Origin of the sequence: Paenibacillus psychroresistens (assembly GCF_009728935.1) — a bacterium.
Taxonomy (GTDB): domain Bacteria; phylum Bacillota; class Bacilli; order Paenibacillales; family NBRC-103111; genus Paenibacillus_AC; species Paenibacillus_AC psychroresistens.
Window position 1 is genome coordinate 3,961,636 of record NZ_CP034235.1, and the last position, 21,115, is coordinate 3,982,750.

24 protein-coding genes are annotated in these 21,115 nt (G+C 38.1%); 2 read left to right on the forward strand and 22 right to left on the reverse strand.

All coding sequences use genetic code 11. From position 1 onward, the window contains the following. Positions 1 to 92 precede the first annotated feature (92 nt). The 5 genes from EHS13_RS17955 to EHS13_RS17975 form a co-directional block, all read right to left on the reverse strand. Positions 93 to 368, reverse strand: coding sequence for a hypothetical protein (locus EHS13_RS17955; protein ID WP_155701682.1), 276 nt, complete (start codon positions 366 to 368; stop codon positions 93 to 95). A 42-nt stretch (positions 369 to 410) separates the two neighbouring features. Then, positions 411 to 2,558, reverse strand: coding sequence for a heavy metal translocating P-type ATPase (locus EHS13_RS17960; RefSeq protein WP_155701683.1), 2,148 nt, complete (start codon positions 2,556 to 2,558; stop codon positions 411 to 413). Between the two features lie 77 nt (positions 2,559 to 2,635). Beyond that, positions 2,636 to 3,583, reverse strand: a complete 948-nt coding sequence (locus EHS13_RS17965) for a hypothetical protein (RefSeq protein ID WP_155701684.1) — start codon at positions 3,581 to 3,583, stop codon at positions 2,636 to 2,638. A gap of 13 nt (positions 3,584 to 3,596) precedes the next feature. Beyond that, on the reverse strand, positions 3,597 to 4,178 hold the full coding sequence (locus EHS13_RS17970; RefSeq protein WP_227013977.1) for a PrsW family glutamic-type intramembrane protease: 582 nt from the start codon (positions 4,176 to 4,178) through the stop codon (positions 3,597 to 3,599). A gap of 109 nt (positions 4,179 to 4,287) precedes the next feature. Next, positions 4,288 to 5,580, reverse strand: a complete 1,293-nt coding sequence (locus EHS13_RS17975; protein WP_155701686.1) for a peptidoglycan DD-metalloendopeptidase family protein — start codon at positions 5,578 to 5,580, stop codon at positions 4,288 to 4,290. A gap of 205 nt (positions 5,581 to 5,785) precedes the next feature. Between EHS13_RS17975 and EHS13_RS17980 the strand changes: the two genes are divergently transcribed. Continuing rightward, positions 5,786 to 6,241, forward strand: a complete 456-nt coding sequence (locus EHS13_RS17980; protein ID WP_155701687.1) for a ZIP family metal transporter — start codon at positions 5,786 to 5,788, stop codon at positions 6,239 to 6,241. 424 nt (positions 6,242 to 6,665) lie between these two features. On the opposite strand, the gene EHS13_RS17990 is transcribed toward EHS13_RS17980, so the two are convergent. The 15 genes from EHS13_RS17990 to EHS13_RS18060 all read right to left on the reverse strand — a co-directional run bounded on the left by EHS13_RS17990 (position 6,666) and on the right by EHS13_RS18060 (position 17,715). Beyond that, on the reverse strand, positions 6,666 to 7,520 hold the full coding sequence (locus EHS13_RS17990; RefSeq protein ID WP_155701689.1) for a M56 family metallopeptidase: 855 nt from the start codon (positions 7,518 to 7,520) through the stop codon (positions 6,666 to 6,668). Then, positions 7,517 to 7,945 (reverse strand): BlaI/MecI/CopY family transcriptional regulator, encoded by a 429-nt coding sequence (locus tag EHS13_RS17995; protein WP_155705411.1) that lies wholly within the window; start codon positions 7,943 to 7,945, stop codon positions 7,517 to 7,519. Before EHS13_RS17995 ends, EHS13_RS17990 begins: the two co-directional genes overlap by 4 nt. Positions 7,946 to 7,970: 25 nt before the next feature. Next, positions 7,971 to 8,285 (reverse strand): ArsR/SmtB family transcription factor, encoded by a 315-nt coding sequence (locus EHS13_RS18000; protein WP_405083588.1) that lies wholly within the window; start codon positions 8,283 to 8,285, stop codon positions 7,971 to 7,973. 204 nt (positions 8,286 to 8,489) lie between these two features. Continuing rightward, on the reverse strand, positions 8,490 to 9,296 hold the full coding sequence (locus tag EHS13_RS18005) for an arsenite methyltransferase (RefSeq protein ID WP_155701690.1): 807 nt from the start codon (positions 9,294 to 9,296) through the stop codon (positions 8,490 to 8,492). 30 nt (positions 9,297 to 9,326) lie between these two features. Further along, the gene (sigZ, locus tag EHS13_RS18010) at positions 9,327 to 9,908 is read right to left on the reverse strand and encodes an RNA polymerase sigma factor SigZ (protein ID WP_155701691.1); all 582 of its coding nucleotides are present in this window, start codon (positions 9,906 to 9,908) and stop codon (positions 9,327 to 9,329) included. Between the two features lie 195 nt (positions 9,909 to 10,103). Then, positions 10,104 to 12,143, reverse strand: a complete 2,040-nt coding sequence (locus EHS13_RS18015) for a molybdopterin-dependent oxidoreductase (protein WP_155701692.1) — start codon at positions 12,141 to 12,143, stop codon at positions 10,104 to 10,106. 121 nt (positions 12,144 to 12,264) lie between these two features. Further along, positions 12,265 to 12,990: a helix-turn-helix domain-containing protein gene (locus EHS13_RS18020; RefSeq protein WP_227014044.1), complete on the reverse strand. Its 726-nt coding sequence runs from the start codon at positions 12,988 to 12,990 to the stop codon at positions 12,265 to 12,267. 66 nt (positions 12,991 to 13,056) lie between these two features. Beyond that, positions 13,057 to 13,584 (reverse strand): hypothetical protein, encoded by a 528-nt coding sequence (locus EHS13_RS18025; protein WP_155701694.1) that lies wholly within the window; start codon positions 13,582 to 13,584, stop codon positions 13,057 to 13,059. A gap of 190 nt (positions 13,585 to 13,774) precedes the next feature. Next, positions 13,775 to 14,176, reverse strand: coding sequence for a YhfM domain-containing protein (locus EHS13_RS18030; protein ID WP_155701695.1), 402 nt, complete (start codon positions 14,174 to 14,176; stop codon positions 13,775 to 13,777). Beyond that, the gene (locus EHS13_RS18035) at positions 14,173 to 14,781 is read right to left on the reverse strand and encodes a nucleoside/nucleotide kinase family protein (RefSeq protein WP_155701696.1); all 609 of its coding nucleotides are present in this window, start codon (positions 14,779 to 14,781) and stop codon (positions 14,173 to 14,175) included. The genes EHS13_RS18030 and EHS13_RS18035 overlap by 4 nt, the downstream gene beginning before the upstream one ends. A gap of 41 nt (positions 14,782 to 14,822) precedes the next feature. Beyond that, positions 14,823 to 15,794: an SH3 domain-containing protein gene (locus EHS13_RS18040; RefSeq protein ID WP_155701697.1), complete on the reverse strand. Its 972-nt coding sequence runs from the start codon at positions 15,792 to 15,794 to the stop codon at positions 14,823 to 14,825. 243 nt (positions 15,795 to 16,037) lie between these two features. Further along, a complete protein-coding gene (locus tag EHS13_RS18045; protein ID WP_155701698.1) occupies positions 16,038 to 16,313 on the reverse strand; it encodes a DUF2277 domain-containing protein in 276 nt (91 codons plus the stop codon). A gap of 41 nt (positions 16,314 to 16,354) precedes the next feature. Then, positions 16,355 to 16,864, reverse strand: a complete 510-nt coding sequence (locus tag EHS13_RS18050; protein WP_155701699.1) for a hypothetical protein — start codon at positions 16,862 to 16,864, stop codon at positions 16,355 to 16,357. Positions 16,865 to 16,950: 86 nt separating this feature from the next. Then, entirely contained in the window at positions 16,951 to 17,325 is a 375-nt protein-coding gene (locus EHS13_RS18055; RefSeq protein ID WP_155701700.1) for a YtxH domain-containing protein, read from the reverse strand. Between the two features lie 111 nt (positions 17,326 to 17,436). After that, the gene (locus EHS13_RS18060; protein ID WP_155701701.1) at positions 17,437 to 17,715 is read right to left on the reverse strand and encodes a 4a-hydroxytetrahydrobiopterin dehydratase; all 279 of its coding nucleotides are present in this window, start codon (positions 17,713 to 17,715) and stop codon (positions 17,437 to 17,439) included. 91 nt (positions 17,716 to 17,806) lie between these two features. On the opposite strand from EHS13_RS18060, the gene EHS13_RS18065 reads away from it, so the two are divergent. Next, positions 17,807 to 18,067: a DUF3951 domain-containing protein gene (locus tag EHS13_RS18065; RefSeq protein WP_155701702.1), complete on the forward strand. Its 261-nt coding sequence runs from the start codon at positions 17,807 to 17,809 to the stop codon at positions 18,065 to 18,067. On the opposite strand, the gene EHS13_RS18070 is transcribed toward EHS13_RS18065, so the two are convergent. After that, positions 18,021 to 18,743, reverse strand: coding sequence for a metallophosphoesterase family protein (locus EHS13_RS18070; RefSeq protein WP_227013978.1), 723 nt, complete (start codon positions 18,741 to 18,743; stop codon positions 18,021 to 18,023). The genes EHS13_RS18065 and EHS13_RS18070 overlap by 47 nt on opposite strands. Beyond that, positions 18,721 to 21,102 (reverse strand): RNA polymerase recycling motor HelD, encoded by a 2,382-nt coding sequence (helD, locus tag EHS13_RS18075; protein ID WP_155701704.1) that lies wholly within the window; start codon positions 21,100 to 21,102, stop codon positions 18,721 to 18,723. Before helD ends, EHS13_RS18070 begins: the two co-directional genes overlap by 23 nt. Positions 21,103 to 21,115 lie beyond the last annotated feature (13 nt).

The following is a 21,115-nucleotide window of genomic DNA, read 5'->3' on the forward strand; positions in this document are numbered from 1 at the left end:
CTTGTCCTTTCCTACAGTATTTATAAACTACATTTTGTAGTCTATAAACTCAAAAAATATTATTCTTTATTTGCACCATTATATGAAAAACTTCAATTTCCCTTACGATTTTGACTTATTAATTTTGCATATTTTATCTCTAGCGATTCCCAACGATAACTAAAAAGGAATATTCCAATTACGGGCAATATGAGTATTCGTGGAACTAGATAACCGGATGACATAGAGGCATTCAAAATGATTTCAAAAATGGTAAACAGACAGGTTAATCCAACACCAAAACCCAAAATACCATATCTTAGTACATAGTGTTTCTTACCTTTTTCTCGTTTTTCTCTCCAGCTCTCGATGAATTTTTTGCTTTTCATTTGTGCTCCCTTTCAGCTGTAAATTGAATAGTCCATTTACTTTCATTTTTTCTTGATTAAAATCGTTAAGCTTAATAGAGTAACAATAACTGTAGCACCCATGTCCGAAAGTATAGCAATCCATAATGTTAAAAGTCCAGGAATTGTTAAAAGTAAGGCAATAAGCTTCAAGCCTAGCGCTAATGAGAGATTTATTTTCACAATCAGATTAACTTTCTTCGCGATTGCAATTGCTTCTGGCAGTTTGCCTAAATGATCCTGCATAAGTACGATATCTGCAGTCTCGATAGCACTATCGGTGCCTTTACCCATTGCAATACCAAGCTGTGCAGTTGCTAATGCTGGTGCATCATTGATACCATCCCCTATCATGGCAACTTTACCTTTTTGGGAAAGCATTTTAATTTTTTCTACTTTATCTTCAGGTAACAGATTGCCGAAGTAGTCTGTGACTCCTACTAATTTGGCTACTTTCTCTGCTGTTTTCTGATGATCTCCGGTTAACATAACTGTATGACGAATTCCAGCCCGATGAATGGCCGCAATAACCTCTTTACTTTCTTCACGAATTTCATCTGATATACCAAACATACCTAAAATATGAGTTGAATTTGCAACGATCACTAAAGTCAGTCCATTTTCTTTTAATTGATCAATATCTTGTTGTACTTTTGCAGTAATCGTAATGTGATTCATGCTTTTTTCATTTCCAAGCCAGTACTTCTCACCTTGAATAGTTGCAACGATCCCTTGACCGGATATAGTTTCAACTTCTTCCGGATCTATAGTTTTTGTTCCTTGTTCTTCTATTTTTTTCATTACCGCCTTAGCAAGGGGGTGAGAGGAAGATTTTTCAATAGACGCTGCAATTGTATAAAAATTACCTTCGTCATACTCAATCACTGTTTCAACATGAGGCTCCCCTTTGGTAAGCGTACCCGTTTTATCAAAGGCGAGTGTATCAATCTTACCAAGTTGCTCTAGGAAAACACCACCCTTAATCAAGATTCCGTTGCGTGCATTCAATGTTATTCCTGCTACTATAGCTATCGGAGATGAAAGGATCAATGCACATGGGCAACCTACAATAAGAACAGCTAAGCCCTGGTATAACCACGTTTTCCAATCACCACCCAGAAATAATGGAGGAATAAGAATAACTAAAAATGCCACTGCAATAATAATAGGGGTGTAGTATTTGGCAAACTTATTAATAAATAATTCTGTAGGTGTTTTTGTTTCTTGAGCTTCTTCTACTAAATGAAGTATTTTAGCTAAAGAAGAATCTTTGTAGGCCTTATCAATTTTAATTTTCATAACACCTTCGTTATTAATACTGCCACCAAATACTGATTCTCCAGGTGATTTTTCAATGGGTAATGACTCTCCGGTGATAGCAGCCTCATTCACTGAGCTTTTCCCTTCGACTACACTTCCATCGGAAGGGATCTTTTCCCCTGCTCGAACCATGACGACATTACCTACTTGAAGAGAGGCAATTGGAACCACGGTTTCTTTTCCATCTTGAATTAAGGTTGCTTCCTTCGGAGCAACCTGCAGGAGGACTTCCATTGAACGTCGTGCTTTCTCCATACCTAGACCCTCGAGTAGTTCATTCACTCCGAAAAGGATGGCAACTAATGTAGCCTCTTTCCACTCCCCAATACCAATGGCCCCAACGAGTGCAATGGTCATCAACGTGTCAATATTGAATTTAAACTTCAATAAATTTTTTGCGCCTTTGAGAAAGGTTGAATAGCCGCTTATGGACATTGATATTAAATATATACTTATGGTTATGGCTTGATGAACATGGCTTTGAAGAAAAATGGCTGCAACAAACAAAACTGCAGAGATTCCTAGTAATAGCTTAATATTCGCTCCACCTTGTCCATGAACGTGCCCATGATCATGGGTGTTGTTATCGTTACTTCCATGATTGTGACCGCTATGATCTTCATCTTGTTTATGTTCTTTGTTTAGTTGTACCTTTTCAGGTTTTACAATATAAGCCCCCTCTGAGCTTAGTATCTTACCCACTTGATCAATGGATACATTTTCATCGAGCATAAGTTTTCCACTGTTATAGCTCAACGTTGCACTTTGACCATGCTCTAATTTTTGAATTTGTTCTTCCAACTCACGCGTACAATTAGCACACGAAAGACCTTTTACACGAAGTTCCTCCATTGAAATGCCTCCTATTTTTCCATCAACATATAACATATGAATACATGTTCATATGTTAATTTAATAAAGGGGAATTGTCAATCTATTTGATGCCTATTATTTAGTAAGGGCCTTTTCGGATTACCAGAGAGTCCAATGGTTAAGTATTGTTTCTCATCATTAAAAGGCCAGTTCCAAAAACGCTGTAAATATGGAGTTTCGGATAACTTTCCCTGTAAATCCTGAAGTCCAACGATTGCTGCTTCTCTTCCGAATTGAGCAATTATTTTTAACAAATAATTAAATCGATCCTTATCCATTCGAAATTCATATAATTCTACAATAATTGCTTCCATGGAAGAGTCCAATCTTAGTACATCTGTCCATACGATGATCCTGCCAGAATCTTTAACTAAGAAAATCAGTAGATCATTATAATCTTTAATAATTTTGTCTCTTAATTGAACAAGTCCTTTCACAATTTGATTCACTTCTTGTTCTGAATATAAGTCTGCATATTTCGCAAATATGGTTAAAGCATGAATATAAAAAACCTGCGTATACACTGCAGATGAAATAACAACGGAGTAACCTTTATGAAAATCTCTAAGAAGCGAACAGCTATCCATTTCATTTCCACTTGAAATCAAAAACGCTGCTATTTCATTAGATGATACCTTCTGCACTAGCATTTGCTCAAAAAGATGATAAAAATCAATTTGATCCAATTTCGTAAAATCAATATTTTTCATCACATGGATTTGATTCTTAATTCGCTCATTGTCTATTGCTAATACAGCTCTCTCCGTTGCATCACCATCAATATCAGCTAAAGTGATGGAACCAAATAATTGACTTAAAAACTGTAAATCCAAATCATCACAATTTCCTGCCCCTAAAACTATAGCTGTTTCAGCTTTCCCATCTTTACACAACGATTTTTCAATAAACTCGTTAATTTCTGACCGATGTCCTTCCCAAGCAATCCATCGTTCCTCATTACGATCCAGATTTAATCCTTGATAAAATTCATTCTTAACCATCATTTCCTCCCACCATTCACTTCTCTTTTAAAGCCGAATTCATTCTATTTATATTAAATATCCAAAGGAAAACCATAAATAATAAAATAAACACAGTCGCTAACCAATCCGACCAATATAAAATGCTATTAAATAATCCATGGAAAAGAATAGGTAATAACAAAGCCAATAAACCAAACCGTTTATATCCTTTTATTTTCATTTCTCCTAAATAAAAACCCATAGTGACACCAAACAAGGCATGGGCAGAAACGGGAAGAAATGCTCTATTCCAAATAATAGAAAGGATAGATCCTTGTTCCAAAAACACATAGAATATGTTTTCAATCGTGGCGAAACCAGCAGCAGTAGCAACAGAATAAACAATTGCGTCAAAATGCTCATCGAACTCGACGTGATTAAAAATCAAGTAATACATGAGTGACCATTTTATCAACTCCTCACTGAATGCAGAAACAATAAATGAATGTAAGAATACCCCTGGGGAAAAATAGGTAAAAATGGATTGCAAAATAATCAAAGGAAATACGACAAGCCCGCCTGCAATAAACATTTTAAAAACGAGTCTTAGTGGTTCCGGTTGATCTTTATCCTTCAAATAAAAATAAGTAAGTAGACAAATGCCTGGAGTAATAGCTCCAATCATTTTAATTGTACTATCCATCCAATTCACCACATTTATGAAAATGATATATTACTTCTTATGTTTAGTAATCTAAATATTTTAAGGGATTTTCTTGCTTGTCATCTTTTCGAATTTCAAAGTGTAGATGAACTCCTGTAGAATTTCCTGTACTGCCCATTAAACCTATTTTTTCACCTTTCAGCACCTTTTGACCGTCCACAACATTTATCTTACTTAAATGTCCATATAGAGTCTGGTATCCATTTTGATGGTCGATAATAATGCAATTTCCGTACCCGGATTTTTTCCCTGCAAATATGACTTTCCCATTATCAGCAGCTAATATATTTTTATTATCAGAAACAGTATCCGTTCCTGCATGTAATTTCCCCCAACGTTTTCCAAATTCACTTGTTAATTGAGGACCTACAACTGGCCACGCAAAACTGCCACTCCCAATTCCAGGAATTACTTTTGTTCCTTGCTTGATTACTTTGGTGACTGGTTCTTTTAGAATAACTTGCACTAGGGTTTTTTCTTCTATAGTTTGACCATTTATCTTAGTTATCCTGTAAGTTATTTGTTTCATGCCCGTTTTCCCTTCGACAATAACTTTGGATGTTCCCTCTCTCATATTCTTATCTTCCTCATAGATAGTCTCATTCATCATTTCCATGCTTTCCATCCGATTCTCGATAGTTCTTACAGTGAGTTGCGGTTGTAACACCGTAAGATTCAATTCATCTCCAACATTTATAAAATCATTTTCTATCCAAGGATTATTCTGATAAATAACAGCCTTGGGCACACTAAATTTCTTTGCGATACAAGAGATACAATCTCCACTTTGGACGGTATATAATCGCATCTGAACATCACCAGTTTGTAGTTTTCGAAGTAATTCACTAGGTTCTAAAACCAATTTCGGGTTGATTTCTACTGTCGCCATATCTACTTTTTGTTCAAACTCAACAGATTCTAGAATATTTTTATCCATTTTTATATTCATCTTTCTATTAGTATCTGACAAAATGTTTACCTTACTAGCCTCTTGTGAATTTACAAGGTATGGGGCTTTTATTTGTTCCATGACTTCATTAACCGTTTCAGTATCTTTCACAATGCCTATTGTTTTACCATCAATTTTCAATTCGATACCGAGTTTTTTAATGGGGATATTGTTTTCTAAAAGCAATAATAGAGCAGCATCGTCCGCTATATCTTTGAATATGGCTTCTTTCTTCCCTAAATAAACCTCATTAGGATCAGCCTGAATATATCGTTGATTCATACTGGACCGTACGCCAATAATGCATAAAATAATAATGAATATCCAAAAGACCCCTATTAGTCGTTTGATTTTTGTCTTTCTCATGCTTACCTCCTTACAAAAAAGCCGTATTTGATTAATCCTTTTCTAACATAACATATGAGCATCTGTTCATTCAACACATTAAACTACAATTAGTAGTTTATTATGTAGGAATAGTGAAATTTCTCAAATTCATGCCTTCTCATTGCTCTTAATCATCATATTGCCGATGAAATAGACATACCTTATCGAACAGGAGGTGAATAATTTGATAGGAAATTCAAGTGCAATACATTCGGGGTTATGGGGATTTATTATTGGTGGAGGCGGAATCGGTATTGGAGGGTTAGCAGCTTATTTTTTGCTTTATTTGCATCGCGTTATCCTACCATTGCTGATTATTTCAGCTGTAGGGATGATATTTACCCTGGTACTTTTTGAGATTGTACCCGAAAGCATTCAATTAGGCGGGATTTTTTTAACTTTTATTGGAATCACTACAGGGTATATATTGGCTAAACAAATAGATCGATTGTTTCATCGGATTATTATTATTACGAACGACCCTCGAAAGGATATTTATATTCGTTCAGGAATAGTATTAACCTTTGCTATAGCTTTGCATAATTTCCCTTCGGGCATTGCTTTAGGTAGTAGTCTAGAAGGGATAACACTGGGAATCCCATTTGTCCTCTCTAGAATTTCACCGTGGGATTGTGTTTAGGTGGAATTTATATAATTCTTTTATAATTGATTGTGTCTCATTGCTTGTGATTGTTATTATGATTGTTTGTTTTAGTTGCTATATGGATTCTATATGCCAGTACACCTGCAACGACGACACAAATGGCTAAAAAAATAATAATTGATAGCATGTTGTTTGTCCCCCTTTCGCAATTTGCACACACTCCTACTTAATCTTCGTAATAATTCCACCGAGATGCTGATCATCTTTTTGAGAAAGAAACTTACATCCATTTAAACACTACAGTGTATAGTTTAATTTACTTAAAAGTAACCAATTCATGTTTAATTGTCAACTGAGGACGCAAACAATTCATTAATTATCCACAATCGTATTCCAAAAAAAAGGGTAGAAAGCAAGTTAATGCTCTCTACCCTTTATTTTTCGTTAATCATACTATTAATCAATGTCCGAAAAAAGTAATGAACATCATACACACTAGTACAATAATAGAACCAAGCATTGATCTAAAAGTTAACGAAGGAACAATAATTACACTGTTTGGCTCAATTATTTGCAAAATGCGATAATCTATTGCAGTTCCTCCAAAGTGAACACCAACTACTTGTTGTTGCTTACCGTAGGATATCATTTTTAGCAAAGCGTTACCCAACTCTAAAGTTGATCCCATATTTGTTATGGCAAAACGATCCGCCAATAGTTCTTTCCAGATTTTATAATACTTAACTACACCTTTAATCGCTGGAATGTAACTCATACCATTCATCACTAATGTTATAAGAAATATTTTCATGGGGTCATGTTTTTCACAATGGTATTTTTCATGATAAAAAATCGCTTCTAATTCCTTACCTTGTATGACCTCAAGCAAACCTGTTGAAACAATAATTTTAGGATGGAACAAACCCATAGTTAATGCAAAAAACGAACTATCTCTAACAACGAGAAAATTTGTGTTCCATGATTTATATTTTTTGTTTAATTTTTTTGTTAACTCATTATGTTTCTTATTATTAAATATAACATTCCATTTTTGCTGCAAATAGGACTGTTTACAAGCTTGCCAAATCATTCGAGCTACAGTGAAACCAATAATTCCATTAAAGATCAATTCAAAAAGAGTATGATTCATAAATATATCCGTTATTAGCTTTGAAAAAAGATTGTTTAAATTAAGATATGAATCCATATCACTCCATTGATGTACCAATTGCAAACTCATTTGAAGTAAAACTAATCCTCCGATGAATGGAACCAAACCAACGATTAAGCGATGAGTTATCTCATGTTTCATCATTCTTCCCTCTTCTTAATCTGATCCAGTTTTTCCTGCAGTCTCAGTATCAGTCTGGGATCTACTTCTTCCAATGAATCCACTAAATGTGTCACGATAAGGTCACCAAATTCTTTAACAAGGCCATGTGTAACTACTTTAGTCTGTTCCGTTATAAATTCATCTTTAGTTTGTGCTGCACAAAAATGAGTTAGCTTTGTTCTTCCTTGGCCTTGGCTTGTTTTCTCCAGATGCCCTTTCTCCCAAAGCCGATTCATTACTGTCATAACAGCGTTAAACGAAATCGGAGTTTTTGCATCTAAATTGACGTGAACCTCTTTGATTGTTAATTGAGCCGAAGTCCAAAATAGGTCCATAATTCGTGCCTCTAATGAGCCGAAAAAACGGTGTAAACCAAGCTCATGAACAAGGTGTTTATTTACAATCATCATAACTCACACTTTCCGGATAGTTTTATTCATGTTTAATATGCTGTAGTGTTTGAACAAATATTTGTTCAACATGATCATCATCCAACGAATAATATACAGTTTTACCACTTTTACGCCGTTTCACAATTCTTAAATTTCTTAAATATCGCAATTGATGGGATACCGCCGATTGTGCCATTTCAAGTACTACTGATAAATCATGCACACAAAGTTCATTTTGTACCAAGGCATATATAATCTTAACTCGGGTAGGATCACCCAATGCTTTAAAAATATCGGAAAGATTAAGGGCTAAATGTTCCTCTATCCTTCTATCTGTAAGTGAAGTTGTTTCCAATAACCCTGTTCCTTCACAAGTTTCATCACATAATTCCTGTATGTCCTGTATCACTATAGCAACCACCTTAATAATCAACTTTTCTTATTTTATTTATTATAACAAAAAAACTGCTGCCGAGTCGCTCAATTTGAAGATATATATTTTCAAGCTATTATATGTACCATCGACCTCTTTACTAGCAAGCCGATGGTATTCATGTGACTATTGTTTTCTCGCTTTAATTACTGCTGAAACAATATATTTATCTATATTTGCACCAGGTACCCAATCTTTTATAAATTCTTTTGATTCATCTTTTGGTTCAATAGATATATCGATAAAACCACTTTGCTTTAACATAGTTTCTAGTTCTGTAATGGATGAGGCACCTGAGATACAGCCTGAGTACATATCTTCAATGTTATTTTTAATCTCGGTTGGAAGCTCAGCAGCAGTGGTAACTATATCGGATATGGCAAGCCTTCCACCTGAATTTAGTACACGGTAAGCTTCTTTAAACACTTGTGGCTTATTAGGAGATAAGTTAATTACGCAATTGGATATGATCACATTGACCGTTTCGTTAGGGATTGGTAGATTCTCGATCTCACCCAAACGAAATTCAGTGTTTGTGAATCCGCCTTTAGCTGCATTTAAACGAGCTTTACTTATCATTTCTGGAGTCATATCTACGCCGATAACTTTACCTTGATCTCCAACTTGTTTAGCAGCTAGAAAACAATCGAATCCTCCCCCACTTCCTAAATCAAGCACAACTTCACCTGACTTTAATGCCGCAATCGCTTGAGGATTGCCGCAGCCAAGCCCCAAATTGGCTCCAACAGGTACAGATGATAGCTCATCTGTTGAATAACCAAGCTTGCCAGATTCAGAATCGAAGGCAACCGAAGTTTCACAACAATTTACTTCAGTTGAACAACAACTACTTGATGTTATTCCTTGTAAAGCAACCTCTTTATATCGACTTCGTACATTTTGCCTGATTTGGTCTTCAGTGATTATATTTATAATTAAAACACTCCTAGTTCTTTTTCATGGTTATTTAACACTCTTCGGATTGGAAGTACAATTATCAGCACATCCAACCTTATATGGGGTATAGGATATGACCGTACCCCTTCGGTCCAATTCGATTTGACAACAGGTCAACAACATTTCTTGCAGCTTTCCTCTAGCACGTTGCACTCTAGATTTAGCTCCAGATAAAGATAAGCCCATCTTCGTTCCCAATTCTTTTTGAGTCATGCCTTCAAACTCAGTGGACTGAATTGCATCACGGTAAGCTACAGGTAAATCATTTACCATTTCTTTTAAACATTTCGCCAATTCTACATGAGCATCCGATGAATCAGGAAAAAATAAATCTTCTTGCTCAATAATTGTTTGAGTAGAACTCGAATCGCGTTTTCTTCTACGATAAAAATCAATGATGGTATGACGAGTGATTTGATAAATCCAACTATGAATGTTCTTGTCATCCTGAAGATTATTGATATGGAGATGGATCTTTATAAATACATCCTGAAGGATATCATCCGTATCAAATTCATTTGAAACTCTCTTGCCAATAAATTGTTTCAATGGATCACTAAAGGATCTCCACACCTTCTCCGATTGCATATAATCATCACCTCCATACTTATGTTATTTTTCAACAGCTGTCTTATTTGCATCTTTGGCGCCATAACCGGTAGGCCCTTTTTGATTGTTTTCTTCTTTCGCTTATTAAGACGATTGACTATTCAAAAGGACGCAAATTTCACTTTTCGAGCACGTTACTATTTTACCTTTCTTGAACAAACTGGAGTGTAGTCACTAAACTTTAGCCACATCAACCCGTCCCGAAAAAAAGGTAGCGCCTCCACCCATATCGGCGATGCGGTCTGGTGTTAATAAATTAACGGCTTGCTTGGATCCTGGCGAGTCAGCCCAAAGCCCTTGGGTTACGACAACTCCTGGAAGTACAGTATCTCCAACGGATACAACGAGCTCACACTCTCCACGAGTGTTCCAGATCCTCACTGTATCTCCGTCCAATATTGAAGCTGCTTCTGCATCGGATGAATTCATATACAAGCGTAGCGGCTTTTCCATTTCTGATTGTTTTGTATTATTAGAAAAGGTTGAATTCAGAAAATTATGATTGGGTCCTGGAACAAACAGGAATGGAAAATCGCCTTGTTCTACAAGGGGAGTATAAGTTGGTAGTGGCGGGTATCCCGCTTTATCCATCGCTTTTGAATAGAGTTCAATTTTTCCGCTTGGCGTAGCAAGGTTATTCAAAAAATGTGACTTTATTTGGGCCTTCATAAATTGTTTTTCGTTAAGTGTTTCATAGTTTATGCCTTCTAAATAGATATTTTGAGGATTATTAAGTGCCTGGCGGATCATATCAGCTTCAGAATCATCAAAGACGGAATCTTCGAACCCCATCCCCTTAGCCAACAACCGAAAAACTTCCACATTCGATTTGCTTTCTCCATATTTTTCAATGACTGGCTGTTGAATTTGGATGTAATGATGCCAATAAGAAGTATAAAAATCTTCATTTTCAAACGCTGAAGTTGCAGGTAGCACAAGATCAGCATACAACGCAGTTTCGGTTAGAAATAAGTCGTGAACCACAGTAAATAAATCTTCACGTGCCATACCCTGTCTTACTTTATTACTTTCGGGAGCTACAAGAACTGGATTACTATTATACACGTACATGGAAAGTATTGGCGGATCAAGTTCAAGCAGAGCACTGCCGATTACATTCATATTGATCGTCCTTGTTTGCTTGTTTTGCAATAAATCAGGGCGCTGTAAGGCTTGTTTATTAAATGCCAAATACGCTGAATTGCCCTTGATCGCACCTCCACCTCGAACAAGCCACTGACCTGTAATTGCCGGGAGACATGAAATTGTCCGTACACACATTCCACCGTTATCATGGTGCTGTATGCCATTTCCGATGCGAATAAAAGCAGGAGAAGTTTGACCATATAACCTGGCTAGCTTGTAAATGTCTTCAACTGGAACACCGGTGATAGCAGATACTGTGTCTGGATCATACTGAATGACATGCTCTCGAAGCTCCTCATAACCCACTGTGTATTGCCTAAGAAATGCAGTATCCTCCATATTTTCGGCAAACAATACATGCATGAGACCAAGAGCAAGCGCACTATCCGTGCCAGGTAGAATAGGTACAAACCAGTCTGCCCAACGGCTTGTCTGATTTTTGTGAACATCTATGACAACGATAAAAGCTCCGTTTTTACGAGCCTTTTCAGCAAAGACTACCTGATGCATGTTCGTGCTGATCGCATTAATGCCCCACATCATAATAAGTTTAGCATGTATGGTATCTTCAGGGTCTACACCATAATTGCTACCCATTGTATAGTTGTAGCCTTCTGAGCCTGCAGATGCGCAAATAGTACGATCTAACTTACTTGCCCCGAGACGGTGAAAAAAACGCATATCCATAGCCTCTGCGTTTAATCTGCCCATATTGCCATAGAAACTGTAAGGAAGGATGCCTTCCGGTCCATGTTTATCGATGATTTCTTTCCAGTTGAAAGTAATCGTAGCAATAGCTTCCTCCCAGCTTATAGGCACGAATTTACCTTCACCTTTGGCACCTATGCGTTTCAACGGTTGTTGGAGACGTTTTGGATCATATATTCTTTCAGTCATATGGCGTACTTTATTGCAAATGCTCCCCTTTGTAACAGGGTGTTGTGGGGCTCCATTAATTCCTACGATTTTTCCGTCTTTTTTATGAATAAGCAGACCACATTGATCTGGACAATCTAGAGAGCAAACCGATGGGAAAATGCCATTGGGTTGATTTAAATAGGAATGCATAATGAGTCTCCTTTAATTCTGCCACATCTGATTTGATATATATCTTATATTTATCGATATTATAATCTTATAGATTTGTTCTTGCAATAATTGCTTAGCACTAGTTGCAAAACTGCCCCCATCATTTCAGCTTAACATTATCTCGATACTGCGTAGGCGTAATTTCATAATGGTCCTTAAACACCTTGGTAAAATAACGATAGCTCTGATAACCTACCTCCAACCCGATCTGAGCAATGGTTTGTGTGGTTTTTTCCAGCAGATCAATTGCTTTCTCCATTCGCATAGTGATCATGAAATCAATAAAGTTGTTGCCCTGCACTTGCTTAAACAGCTTGCTGAAGTAGGACGGGCTCATACCTACATAGTCGGCAACCTCCAGCAGTGATATATCTTTATGTATATTGGATTGGATATACTCCACTGACTTGGTGATTGGAGACATGTCAATATGCCCCAATCTGGCATAGCTGAGAATGGACTCCAACAATTCTTTGGTCTTCGCTTTCAGTTCATCAATTGTTTCCGAATGCTTGATATCTTCGATAAAGCTTTGCATTTGTCCATCGTGCAGCGATAGCGAATTCAGCTCACGCAGCTGTTTGCCCATATCAGTCATAACATCAACGTCCGCCCATGAAAAGCTCGGCATATCCCGTTCCATTGCAACCCCGCTTGATCCGACTCCCATCATATCCTTCAGCGTTCTTCCAGAGTAATAGAAATAACGGACAAGCTCTTCCGTGCTCATTGCCTCGTGCGATTGATTCATGTAACTGGCTGAATACGCCATTCTGCCGCTGGCTAGATTGGTTTTCAAAGCTTGCACCTTATCAGCGTTCCGCACATTCAATCATGAACCCAGAAGCAAATAGGAGGATTCCATATGGTATTTGAACTGATCGTTAGGCGCCTAAGCATTCGTCGCGGTCACATAAGTAAACGTATCATCCGTTTGTGTAGGCCACTGCGTATTTCGCAAATCCTCCTGCTGCTGGATATAGCCAATATCGACATGTGAATCATGGGCCATGAACACGCTCCAATGGCGAATTTTTTTCTGGGAAAGCGTCATCGTAGCCTTTGCTGTACCCGTACCGCCTGAATTGTCGAATACGGCAAAGGTTACATTATCCCCATCTGTATTAAGCTCGACTACATGTACGAGCTTAGAATTAGTCCCAGTGCTCATCGAGCCTACAGACTCCATGTAGGCTGTCTTTCCGGTGACACTAATTTTAACCCATGCGCTGTAAGCTGGATCTGTGTTGGTGACAGTGAGCGTTGTTTCCGTTTTGTTCGTTCCAGCGTCATTAATCATATAAGGGCTTTGGTTGACAACCGTGATAGTAGATGAAGCTTTTGCAGTTATCGATCCGAAAATAATGAAGCTACAAATCATAAAAGCGAAAACCAACATACTCCTAAAATGCTTACTCATCTCTTGCCTCCTCATTTATTGGTGACTGCACCTCAAGGATACTCCTGCAAACCGGCCACTTATAGTCCAAATAATTGCTTTAATGCATCATTATTTTGTTCAATCCACATTTCAAGGGGAACTAACTGCGATCCAGACACAAAAAAGCTCCCGTCATGTGAGGACACAGAAGGAGCTAAGATTACTTTATTCAATATTCCTTATTCAAGATGTCCAGAAGACTTTTCGTCCTAGATTTTCCGATTGTGTAGACCGTTCCTGTATTCGGAAGCTTCATAAGTGTCCCTTTACCAAAACGTTCACTGACCCAGAGATAATACACCTTATTTCCTAGTGTGAACTGAAATGGAGGGTCTGCCATGTCCACCCTTCCTCGTTGTTTATCCGCGAATCGAACGGCATAAGTGAATTGTTTTACTGCTTCTTCATCTTTTAACACACGTTCAGAATCGGGTTGAACTTCATAGAATCTAATCATCTTATTTACAACTACATGGTTTTCAGTGACTCTGAAAATAAAATAACTAGCGGATGATAGGAGGACCAATATGACTAATAACGAAATTAGAATAGTACGTAAGTTCGCTTTCATGAATTGCCCCTGCTCAATTGGTTCAATATGGTCTGTAAATGATCATCCAATGATTTTGTTCCATCTAACTTCAAATTACAATTTTGTTTTGCGATTCTATCTACCGCCAAATAGAACTCTCTATAGCCGTTATATAAGTAATTTGGTATATATTCCTTTGCGAATTTCATAAAGGCTTCTGGCTCTTCATCCTTCATTAGTTGTCTTTGTATTCTTCTAGCTAGAGCAATTTCTAAAGGGATCTCAATATGTACGGAGAGGTCAATAATTTCATTCATTCTATATCTGCTGCGACCAAAAGGTTCATCTAAAATAATAAACTTTGTAGATTTAACTTCTAGCTTTGTATGAGGATTTATAATACTTCCATTAGAAAGTAAAGTAAACAAATCTTCCAAATACTTTGGATCATCAATTTCGTTAGGATCAGCCCCTCTCTCGACCCATTCCATATCATTTTCCGGGAATTTTGTTGTTGCATAATACTCGTCTAGGGATACATAAATAGCCTCTTGACCAAAATATTCAGTAAGTCTGTTCACTAAAGATGTTTTACCAGCTCCAGAAATACCACTAATGGAAATTACAAATGGTCTCTTTTTCAATTAGCTTCTCATCCTTTCTATTTTTCTTTCCATTGCTCCGGCTAACCTGCGTGACTTAGATAACCGTCAAACACGTCTTCAAAAGGCAATTTCAGTGAACGGACCGTGTCGTAGCCATCTAAAGCTAGCCAGGCTTCCACTCCAGCTTTTGTCCGTACTTGAATCCATTCCTTATCATCCGTAGCGATCAAAGTAATTTCTTCTCCCTTTTTTAATATAACGCCAGTCGATGAAGCCTTGCGTGATTTTTGCAGGGTCAAATTTATTTTCAAAATTAATTTTTCGGGAGGCATGAGGTAGAGATCTTGCGGCATAAGCTTCAGTTTATGATCAATGGATAATAGGTAAGTTTGCTCGTGAAACCAAGTGTAAAGAATCGCTCCGTGCTCCTGTGAAGTAATCACACTTCCGTCACCTGTAATTTTCAACGCATCGCCCTTGCCCGGCACAACTCCAAGATACTCAAAAATCATACTATCTTTATTATATTGGAAGAAATACGTCATGCCCATTCCGCTGGGTCCCGTAGCTGGAAAAGCCAACTGCCGCGATTTGTCCGTTTTGCCAATTTGAACCGTCTCGAAGGTTCCGTCCAATCCGTCGGTTTCCATGGCAATGCTGGCTGCATCCGTACTGATTCTAAGCGGATTTCCATGATCTGCCAGAATAGCTGTTCGGACAACACTGCCATCACCGTTCAAATCAAGATCTTCATGTACTTCACCTAAGCTATCTAATGAATTCCAGTCTATAGCCATATGTGGTTCTTGAAATTTCTGGAGTGTATCTTGCGAGTTCTGCAATTCCAAGGCTGATTTCTGCTGTTTAACCTCCGATTCCTCAAGCTGTTGTATAGATACCTCCAGCTTTTGCTGTGTCTCATTCAGCTTTTGTTCCATATCGGCTAGCTTAATTTGCAGCACGTTTATTTGATTGGAAGCCACCTCCCCACTGTCCCGGCAACCAGAGATAATCGCCAATCCCATAACCACAACTATCATTTTTTGCAGCATCTCGTTCCCATCTCCTTACTTCAAATATACATACTCATTAGACAGAATTAAGAGTAAAAAGTTTCCATTTGATATCGTTTGGTGAATTTTATTGTTTACTTGTAAAAAAGTTTTGCCTTTTTATCCAAATAAAAAAGCATTTCTCATTATAAAGAAATGCATTGGTTATACCAGCTCTTCATTACCTGACTGCAGCTCCACGTTTGTGCTTTGCATCTTGTCATTCTTATACGGACGGAATTGTTATTCTTTAGCACCAAATCTTTTAATGTTCCTTGAGCGAGCGCGATCGATCTCTACTTGACGGTTGCGAGCTTCCGAGTTGGTAACAAGTGAATCTAACAAATTGCGGGCCACAACAGATATTTCTTTAATGGCAAGATTGAATGCTAACTCGTTAGCCTTAGAAGGCTCATTAAAGCCTGAGAGTTTTCTGACGAATTGGAGTGAAGCAGCTTGTATCTCTTCATCTGTGGCATGAGGGTCAAAGTTAAATAGTGTCTTGATATTACGGCACATGGTTTGATTTCTCCTTTTAATAACAATAATTATTAATAGCATTAAATAGTACAAGCCTTACAAGCAAGCTGTTTCCCAATACTTTCCAAGAAAGCTTCAAATGCTGGATTTCTTGGGTTTGAACTGCTATATCCATTACGTAATTGGCGATATTCCTTTAAAAAAGGCACAAAAACCTTAGTGAATCCAGGAGCAATATTATAAATACTTAACTTAATTAGTGTTCCTTTTTGATGTTGTTCCAGTGTATATTCACCACGATACCAGTACCCGCCATAGATTGCTACTAAAGCCTCTTTTCTCAGCACCTCTACATTAACAAGTCGAGATACATGAACTCCGGTTGAATACACAGTGAAATGCTCCGGTCCTCCTCGGATATCTAAATTTGCTGATGTTGAAGCTTGAGTTAACCCCGATAGGATAAAAGGGATTCGGCTTCCACCTACCATTCCACTTTGAACATCTAATAACAAACTGATAAGTCGTTCATATGGAGCTTCCACTAATCCTGAGCTTGAGCCGATAAGGATTTTATTTGGAGTCTTCATGTTAGGTGACCTCCTGTATGGTTATTTATATTCAAAATAAAAACCGAGGTATGCTCCCCGGTTTTTTGGCTTAAGCTATTCATTGCTTAGGAAAGCTTTTCCGTCTTAACATCGGACTGTGCCTGCTCGCCTTCGGAAGCTAACTGACGGTCTTCTCTCCAAGATTTCACTCCGCTAACCACAGTACTCGCAAGACCATTTGCTTTCTCAGCAAGCTGATTGGTATGAGCACTCATTGTTTTAGCGATCTCCAGAGTCATGTCGGATACTTCATTAGCAATACGTTGAGTTTTATCTGTAACATCATGAGCAAGCTTTTGTGTTTTTTCGGTTATATTCTCGACTTGGAATGAAAGCTTAGCACGAATTTCCGGTCCTGTCTTGGGTGTCAATAAAATTGCAGCAATGGCTCCAGCCACAGTTCCTAGAATGGTTCCTACAACAAATTCTTTTGATTTCATAGCAGATTAACTCCTTTCGCAAGTTATAATTGGATTTTCTCTGTGTTTGTTTAATTATAACGTATTCATTAATAAATCGCATCTTTTTAGAGAAACTTCGACAAAATAAACTTAGCCTATGCTTTCTATTTGCTGTGCGAGCAGAAAATCCTTACCGGTTACCCCATGACTGTCATGTGTGGATGAAGTAATCGTAACTTTATTAAATTGAATTAGTAAATCCGGTTGATGATTGGCTGCCTCAGCTAATTTAGCAATTGCAACGACAAAATCTATGGCCTCCATAAATGTTTCTTTAACAAATGTTTTGACAAGGCTCCCGCCTTCGTGTTTCCATAAAGGTAATAAGCTTAAATTTACCGCCACTTGATCTTCCGACAATTTACTCATAATCCACCCAACCCTTCATATTTCGATTTATGTATGGTTTACCCAATTATGCCGCTTTAGAAACATTAGAACAAGAAAAGGAGATTAAACTATGGATTTTTCGTTCTATGTTATTCTTTCTTTAATCGGCCCGATTTTCATCTTATTAGGGATTGTCGTCTATAAAATGCTTAAACAGAAAGAGCTGCCGAGCAGCAATTATACACCTTTTGATTATATTATGGGTCAGGCACCTGTTGAATTTCATGAGGATAAACAAGAAAAGGAAGTAGAAGATGATCAGGGTGATGATATAGATAAGAATCTTAGACAGAAAAGTTATAATAGCTTACCTGATCTTGATCTAAAGTAATCTCTAAACAGTTTAACTGCAGGCCATAAGCACAACCTCCATCAATCCCTATTTTATCGCCTCCGAACCAGATATCGCCCGTTCCTTGAATATCTACTGTTTTGGAATGGCCGAATACAACCATTTTATCAACGACAGTAGGCTGCCTAACAAATGCATCACGAATCCAAATGAAATCTCGTTCCGGCTGCTCTTTCCAGGTTTTATAGAATGGATTTAAACCTGCGTGAACATAGATATGATAATCATCCTCGTAATATAAAGGCAAGCTGTCAATAAATTGAATATGAGCTCGATAGTTTTTTCGAATCAATGCTTTAGCTTGCTCCAGTACTCCTGGTTTTAGTATATCTGCTAAGGAATATTTACTCTGACAATAACTATTAATCGTTTGCAACCCGCCGTGTTCCACAAACTTGGTATCATGCAGCGTATTATTAAGCGTGACCCACTCCATAAACCGTTGATCGTGATTTCCACGTAGGGCGATGGCTTCACCGTCTTGAACCAAGCGAATAATATGATCTACCACTTCTCTACTTTGTAAGCCACGATCCACATAGTCCCCAAGTATGATTAAACGATCCGCCTTAGGCTTAAATTCAACTTTTCTAAGCAGATCTATCCATTTAGCATAACATCCGTGAATATCACTAACGACTAACGTTCTGGTCAACGTATTCCTTCCTCTCATAAGTCTCTGCATTCAATGCGCTTAGGAAAGGACTTAGCTCACCTAATGAGTATATGAACAATTCATGCATGGCTCTTGTGCAAGCTGTATAAAAGAGCTTTCGTTCGTTCTCCCGCCTATATTGTTCTTTGGAACCGTTATAGAGGATAACTGCGTCAAATTCAACCCCCTTGGCCAAATATGCGGGAATAACTTGAATGCCTTTTTCAAACAAAATGGTGTTCTTGGTAATGAGCAGTAAAGGTAATTGTTCCTTCATTGCTTCATAGGCGGCTTCACTTTCCTTAGCTGTTTTACAAATGATCGCAATGGAGGCAAAGCCTCTGGCAAGAAAAGCTTCTATATCGATGAGTATGCGTTTGTGAAGCTGTTCATGATCATCTACGACAATGATTTGCGGTTTCTCTCCAGGACGGTTAAAGGGCATAATTTGATCGCCGCCTTGGACAATGCCACGGGTAAATTCAACTATCTGACGAGTGGAACGATAGCTATTCACTAAACGAATTAATTCGGTTTGGGCGGCACCATACATTTCCATAACCGGCTGAGATTCATGAAGAATGGACGCATGCGCATATATCGCTTGATTCAAGTCACCTAAAGCCGTCATTTTACTGCGTGGGAACAGATGCTTAATAAACTCAAGCTGAAAAGCCGAGTAATCCTGCACTTCGTCAATGATTACATATCGAATAGAATGGTTGGACTGATAGCCGTGAACCAAATCTTTAATTAACAAAAAAGGTGTAGCATCCTCGTAGGAAAGCTGTAATTTTTCCAGCCTTAACAAGGTTTGTTCGCAGATGTCGTGCCAATTATCAGGCAACTGAATATGCTTAGAGGCGCTAATGGATAAGGCGTTATCATCCCTAAATAATTGACGATATAGTCCCAAAACATCGACAAATCGCAGAGTTTGAATACGATGACGAATCGGGTTTAATTTTTCTTGGACAACCCATCGCGCCAATACCTCATACTGCTTGTCATAATCATCAAAAGTAGCGCCTTTACCTTTTTGATTTAAACGCAGCTTCTTGAAAGAATGATGCAAATCATCAAAATCCAGATTCTGCACTTCATCGTCCAACCACGCCTCACGCCACTCCTTCTCTTCAAATACACTTAATTCTTTAAGCAACCAATCCCGATGCAGCTCGATGCGGTTAGCAAGTCGAATTGCTGGATCATAGCTGTAGAAGCGTTCCTTCATTCGTTTTACGGAAACGACATTGCGTCCTCTAAAAACAAGCGGCTTGAATAGAATATCTTGGTGCTGCAGCACTTCCTTATAGGCGAGAATAACCTTATAGAATTCGATTGAAGATTTAAAGCGAATACCTGCAAGTCTGGCTTCATACTCGACTGTATTTTCTTCAGCACTAAGAATGGTTTCCAGTTGTTCAAACGGATCCTCTAATTGATATTCCTCATTTAAACGGTACTCCAGATACTGTTGAAAGGTCGTTTGTTGCATATTCTCTTCTCCGAGCTCTGGCAGTACTGTAGACACATAGCTATTGAACATCGGATTTGGTGAGAACAAGAGCATCTGATCTGCTTTTAAGGTTTGACGGTGTTTGTATAAAAGGTACGCTACTCTTTGCAAAGCAGCAGAAGTTTTCCCACTACCTGCAACTCCTTGAACTAGCAGCATGCGGCTACGATCATTGCGGATGATCTGGTTTTGTTCCCTCTGGATGGTGGCGACAATACTCTTCATTTGAGCTTCTGAAGAATGGCCCAATACCTTCTGCAGCAGTTGATCCCCAATCGTCACACTCGTATCAAACATCAATTCAATGACTCCGTCGCGAATCATGTATTGCCTTTTCATCAGCATTTCACCGGTTACTTCACCATCGGGAGTTTCATATTTCACTAGCCCAGGCGGGTAATCGTAATAAAGGCTAGCTATGGGAGCACGCCAGTCATAAATCAGAAACGTAATGCCATCTGCGTCCAAAAGCGAAGCAATTCCCAGATAAATAGATTCCACATTAGTCGTACCTTGTTCGACAAAATCAATCCTGCCAAAATAAGGAGAATGCAGCAATCGATTAAGTTTATCTAAAGTAACAACAGCAAGCTTATGCATCCGTTCACGCTCAGAAATAACATCAGCCTGTTGTTTAATACTAAAAAATGTTTCGCCCATATCATCAGGGTTGCCTAAATTTATTGTAATGCCGTCCCAAAAGTTTTTGCGAATATCCCCAATGTCACCTTTGACCAGCCCAACTTCCTGTGCTAATTGTTCCATACGTTGGTTTAATTGATCATTAACATGCTCCATGCGTTGTTGTTCAAACTGCCAATCGCTTTCCGTTAAACTCATACTATGCACCCCT

What these genes read in the sequence shown, in the direction of transcription:
- helD (WP_155701704.1), bottom strand. Translation starts at nt 21,102, where the DNA reads ATGAGTTTAACGGAAAGCGATTGGCAGTTTGAACAACAACGCATGGAG.
- EHS13_RS17965 (WP_155701684.1), bottom strand. Translation starts at nt 3,583, where the DNA reads ATGATGGTTAAGAATGAATTTTATCAAGGATTAAATCTGGATCGTAAT.
- EHS13_RS18060 (WP_155701701.1), bottom strand. Translation starts at nt 17,715, where the DNA reads ATGAGTAAATTGTCGGAAGATCAAGTGGCGGTAAATTTAAGCTTATTA.
- EHS13_RS18015 (WP_155701692.1), bottom strand. Translation starts at nt 12,143, where the DNA reads ATGCATTCCTATTTAAATCAACCCAATGGCATTTTCCCATCGGTTTGC.
- sigZ (WP_155701691.1), bottom strand. Translation starts at nt 9,908, where the DNA reads ATGCAATCGGAGAAGGTGTGGAGATCCTTTAGTGATCCATTGAAACAA.
- EHS13_RS17955 (WP_155701682.1), bottom strand. Translation starts at nt 368, where the DNA reads ATGAAAAGCAAAAAATTCATCGAGAGCTGGAGAGAAAAACGAGAAAAA.
- EHS13_RS17960 (WP_155701683.1), bottom strand. Translation starts at nt 2,558, where the DNA reads ATGGAGGAACTTCGTGTAAAAGGTCTTTCGTGTGCTAATTGTACGCGT.
- EHS13_RS18030 (WP_155701695.1), bottom strand. Translation starts at nt 14,176, where the DNA reads ATGAAAGCGAACTTACGTACTATTCTAATTTCGTTATTAGTCATATTG.
- EHS13_RS18025 (WP_155701694.1), bottom strand. Translation starts at nt 13,584, where the DNA reads ATGAGTAAGCATTTTAGGAGTATGTTGGTTTTCGCTTTTATGATTTGT.
- EHS13_RS18055 (WP_155701700.1), bottom strand. Translation starts at nt 17,325, where the DNA reads ATGAAATCAAAAGAATTTGTTGTAGGAACCATTCTAGGAACTGTGGCT.
- EHS13_RS17995 (WP_155705411.1), bottom strand. Translation starts at nt 7,945, where the DNA reads ATGATTGTAAATAAACACCTTGTTCATGAGCTTGGTTTACACCGTTTT.
- EHS13_RS17990 (WP_155701689.1), bottom strand. Translation starts at nt 7,520, where the DNA reads ATGATGAAACATGAGATAACTCATCGCTTAATCGTTGGTTTGGTTCCA.
- EHS13_RS18050 (WP_155701699.1), bottom strand. Translation starts at nt 16,864, where the DNA reads ATGAAGACTCCAAATAAAATCCTTATCGGCTCAAGCTCAGGATTAGTG.
- EHS13_RS18040 (WP_155701697.1), bottom strand. Translation starts at nt 15,794, where the DNA reads ATGCTGCAAAAAATGATAGTTGTGGTTATGGGATTGGCGATTATCTCT.
- EHS13_RS17975 (WP_155701686.1), bottom strand. Translation starts at nt 5,580, where the DNA reads ATGAGAAAGACAAAAATCAAACGACTAATAGGGGTCTTTTGGATATTC.
- EHS13_RS18045 (WP_155701698.1), bottom strand. Translation starts at nt 16,313, where the DNA reads ATGTGCCGTAATATCAAGACACTATTTAACTTTGACCCTCATGCCACA.
- EHS13_RS18065 (WP_155701702.1), top strand. Translation starts at nt 17,807, where the DNA reads ATGGATTTTTCGTTCTATGTTATTCTTTCTTTAATCGGCCCGATTTTC.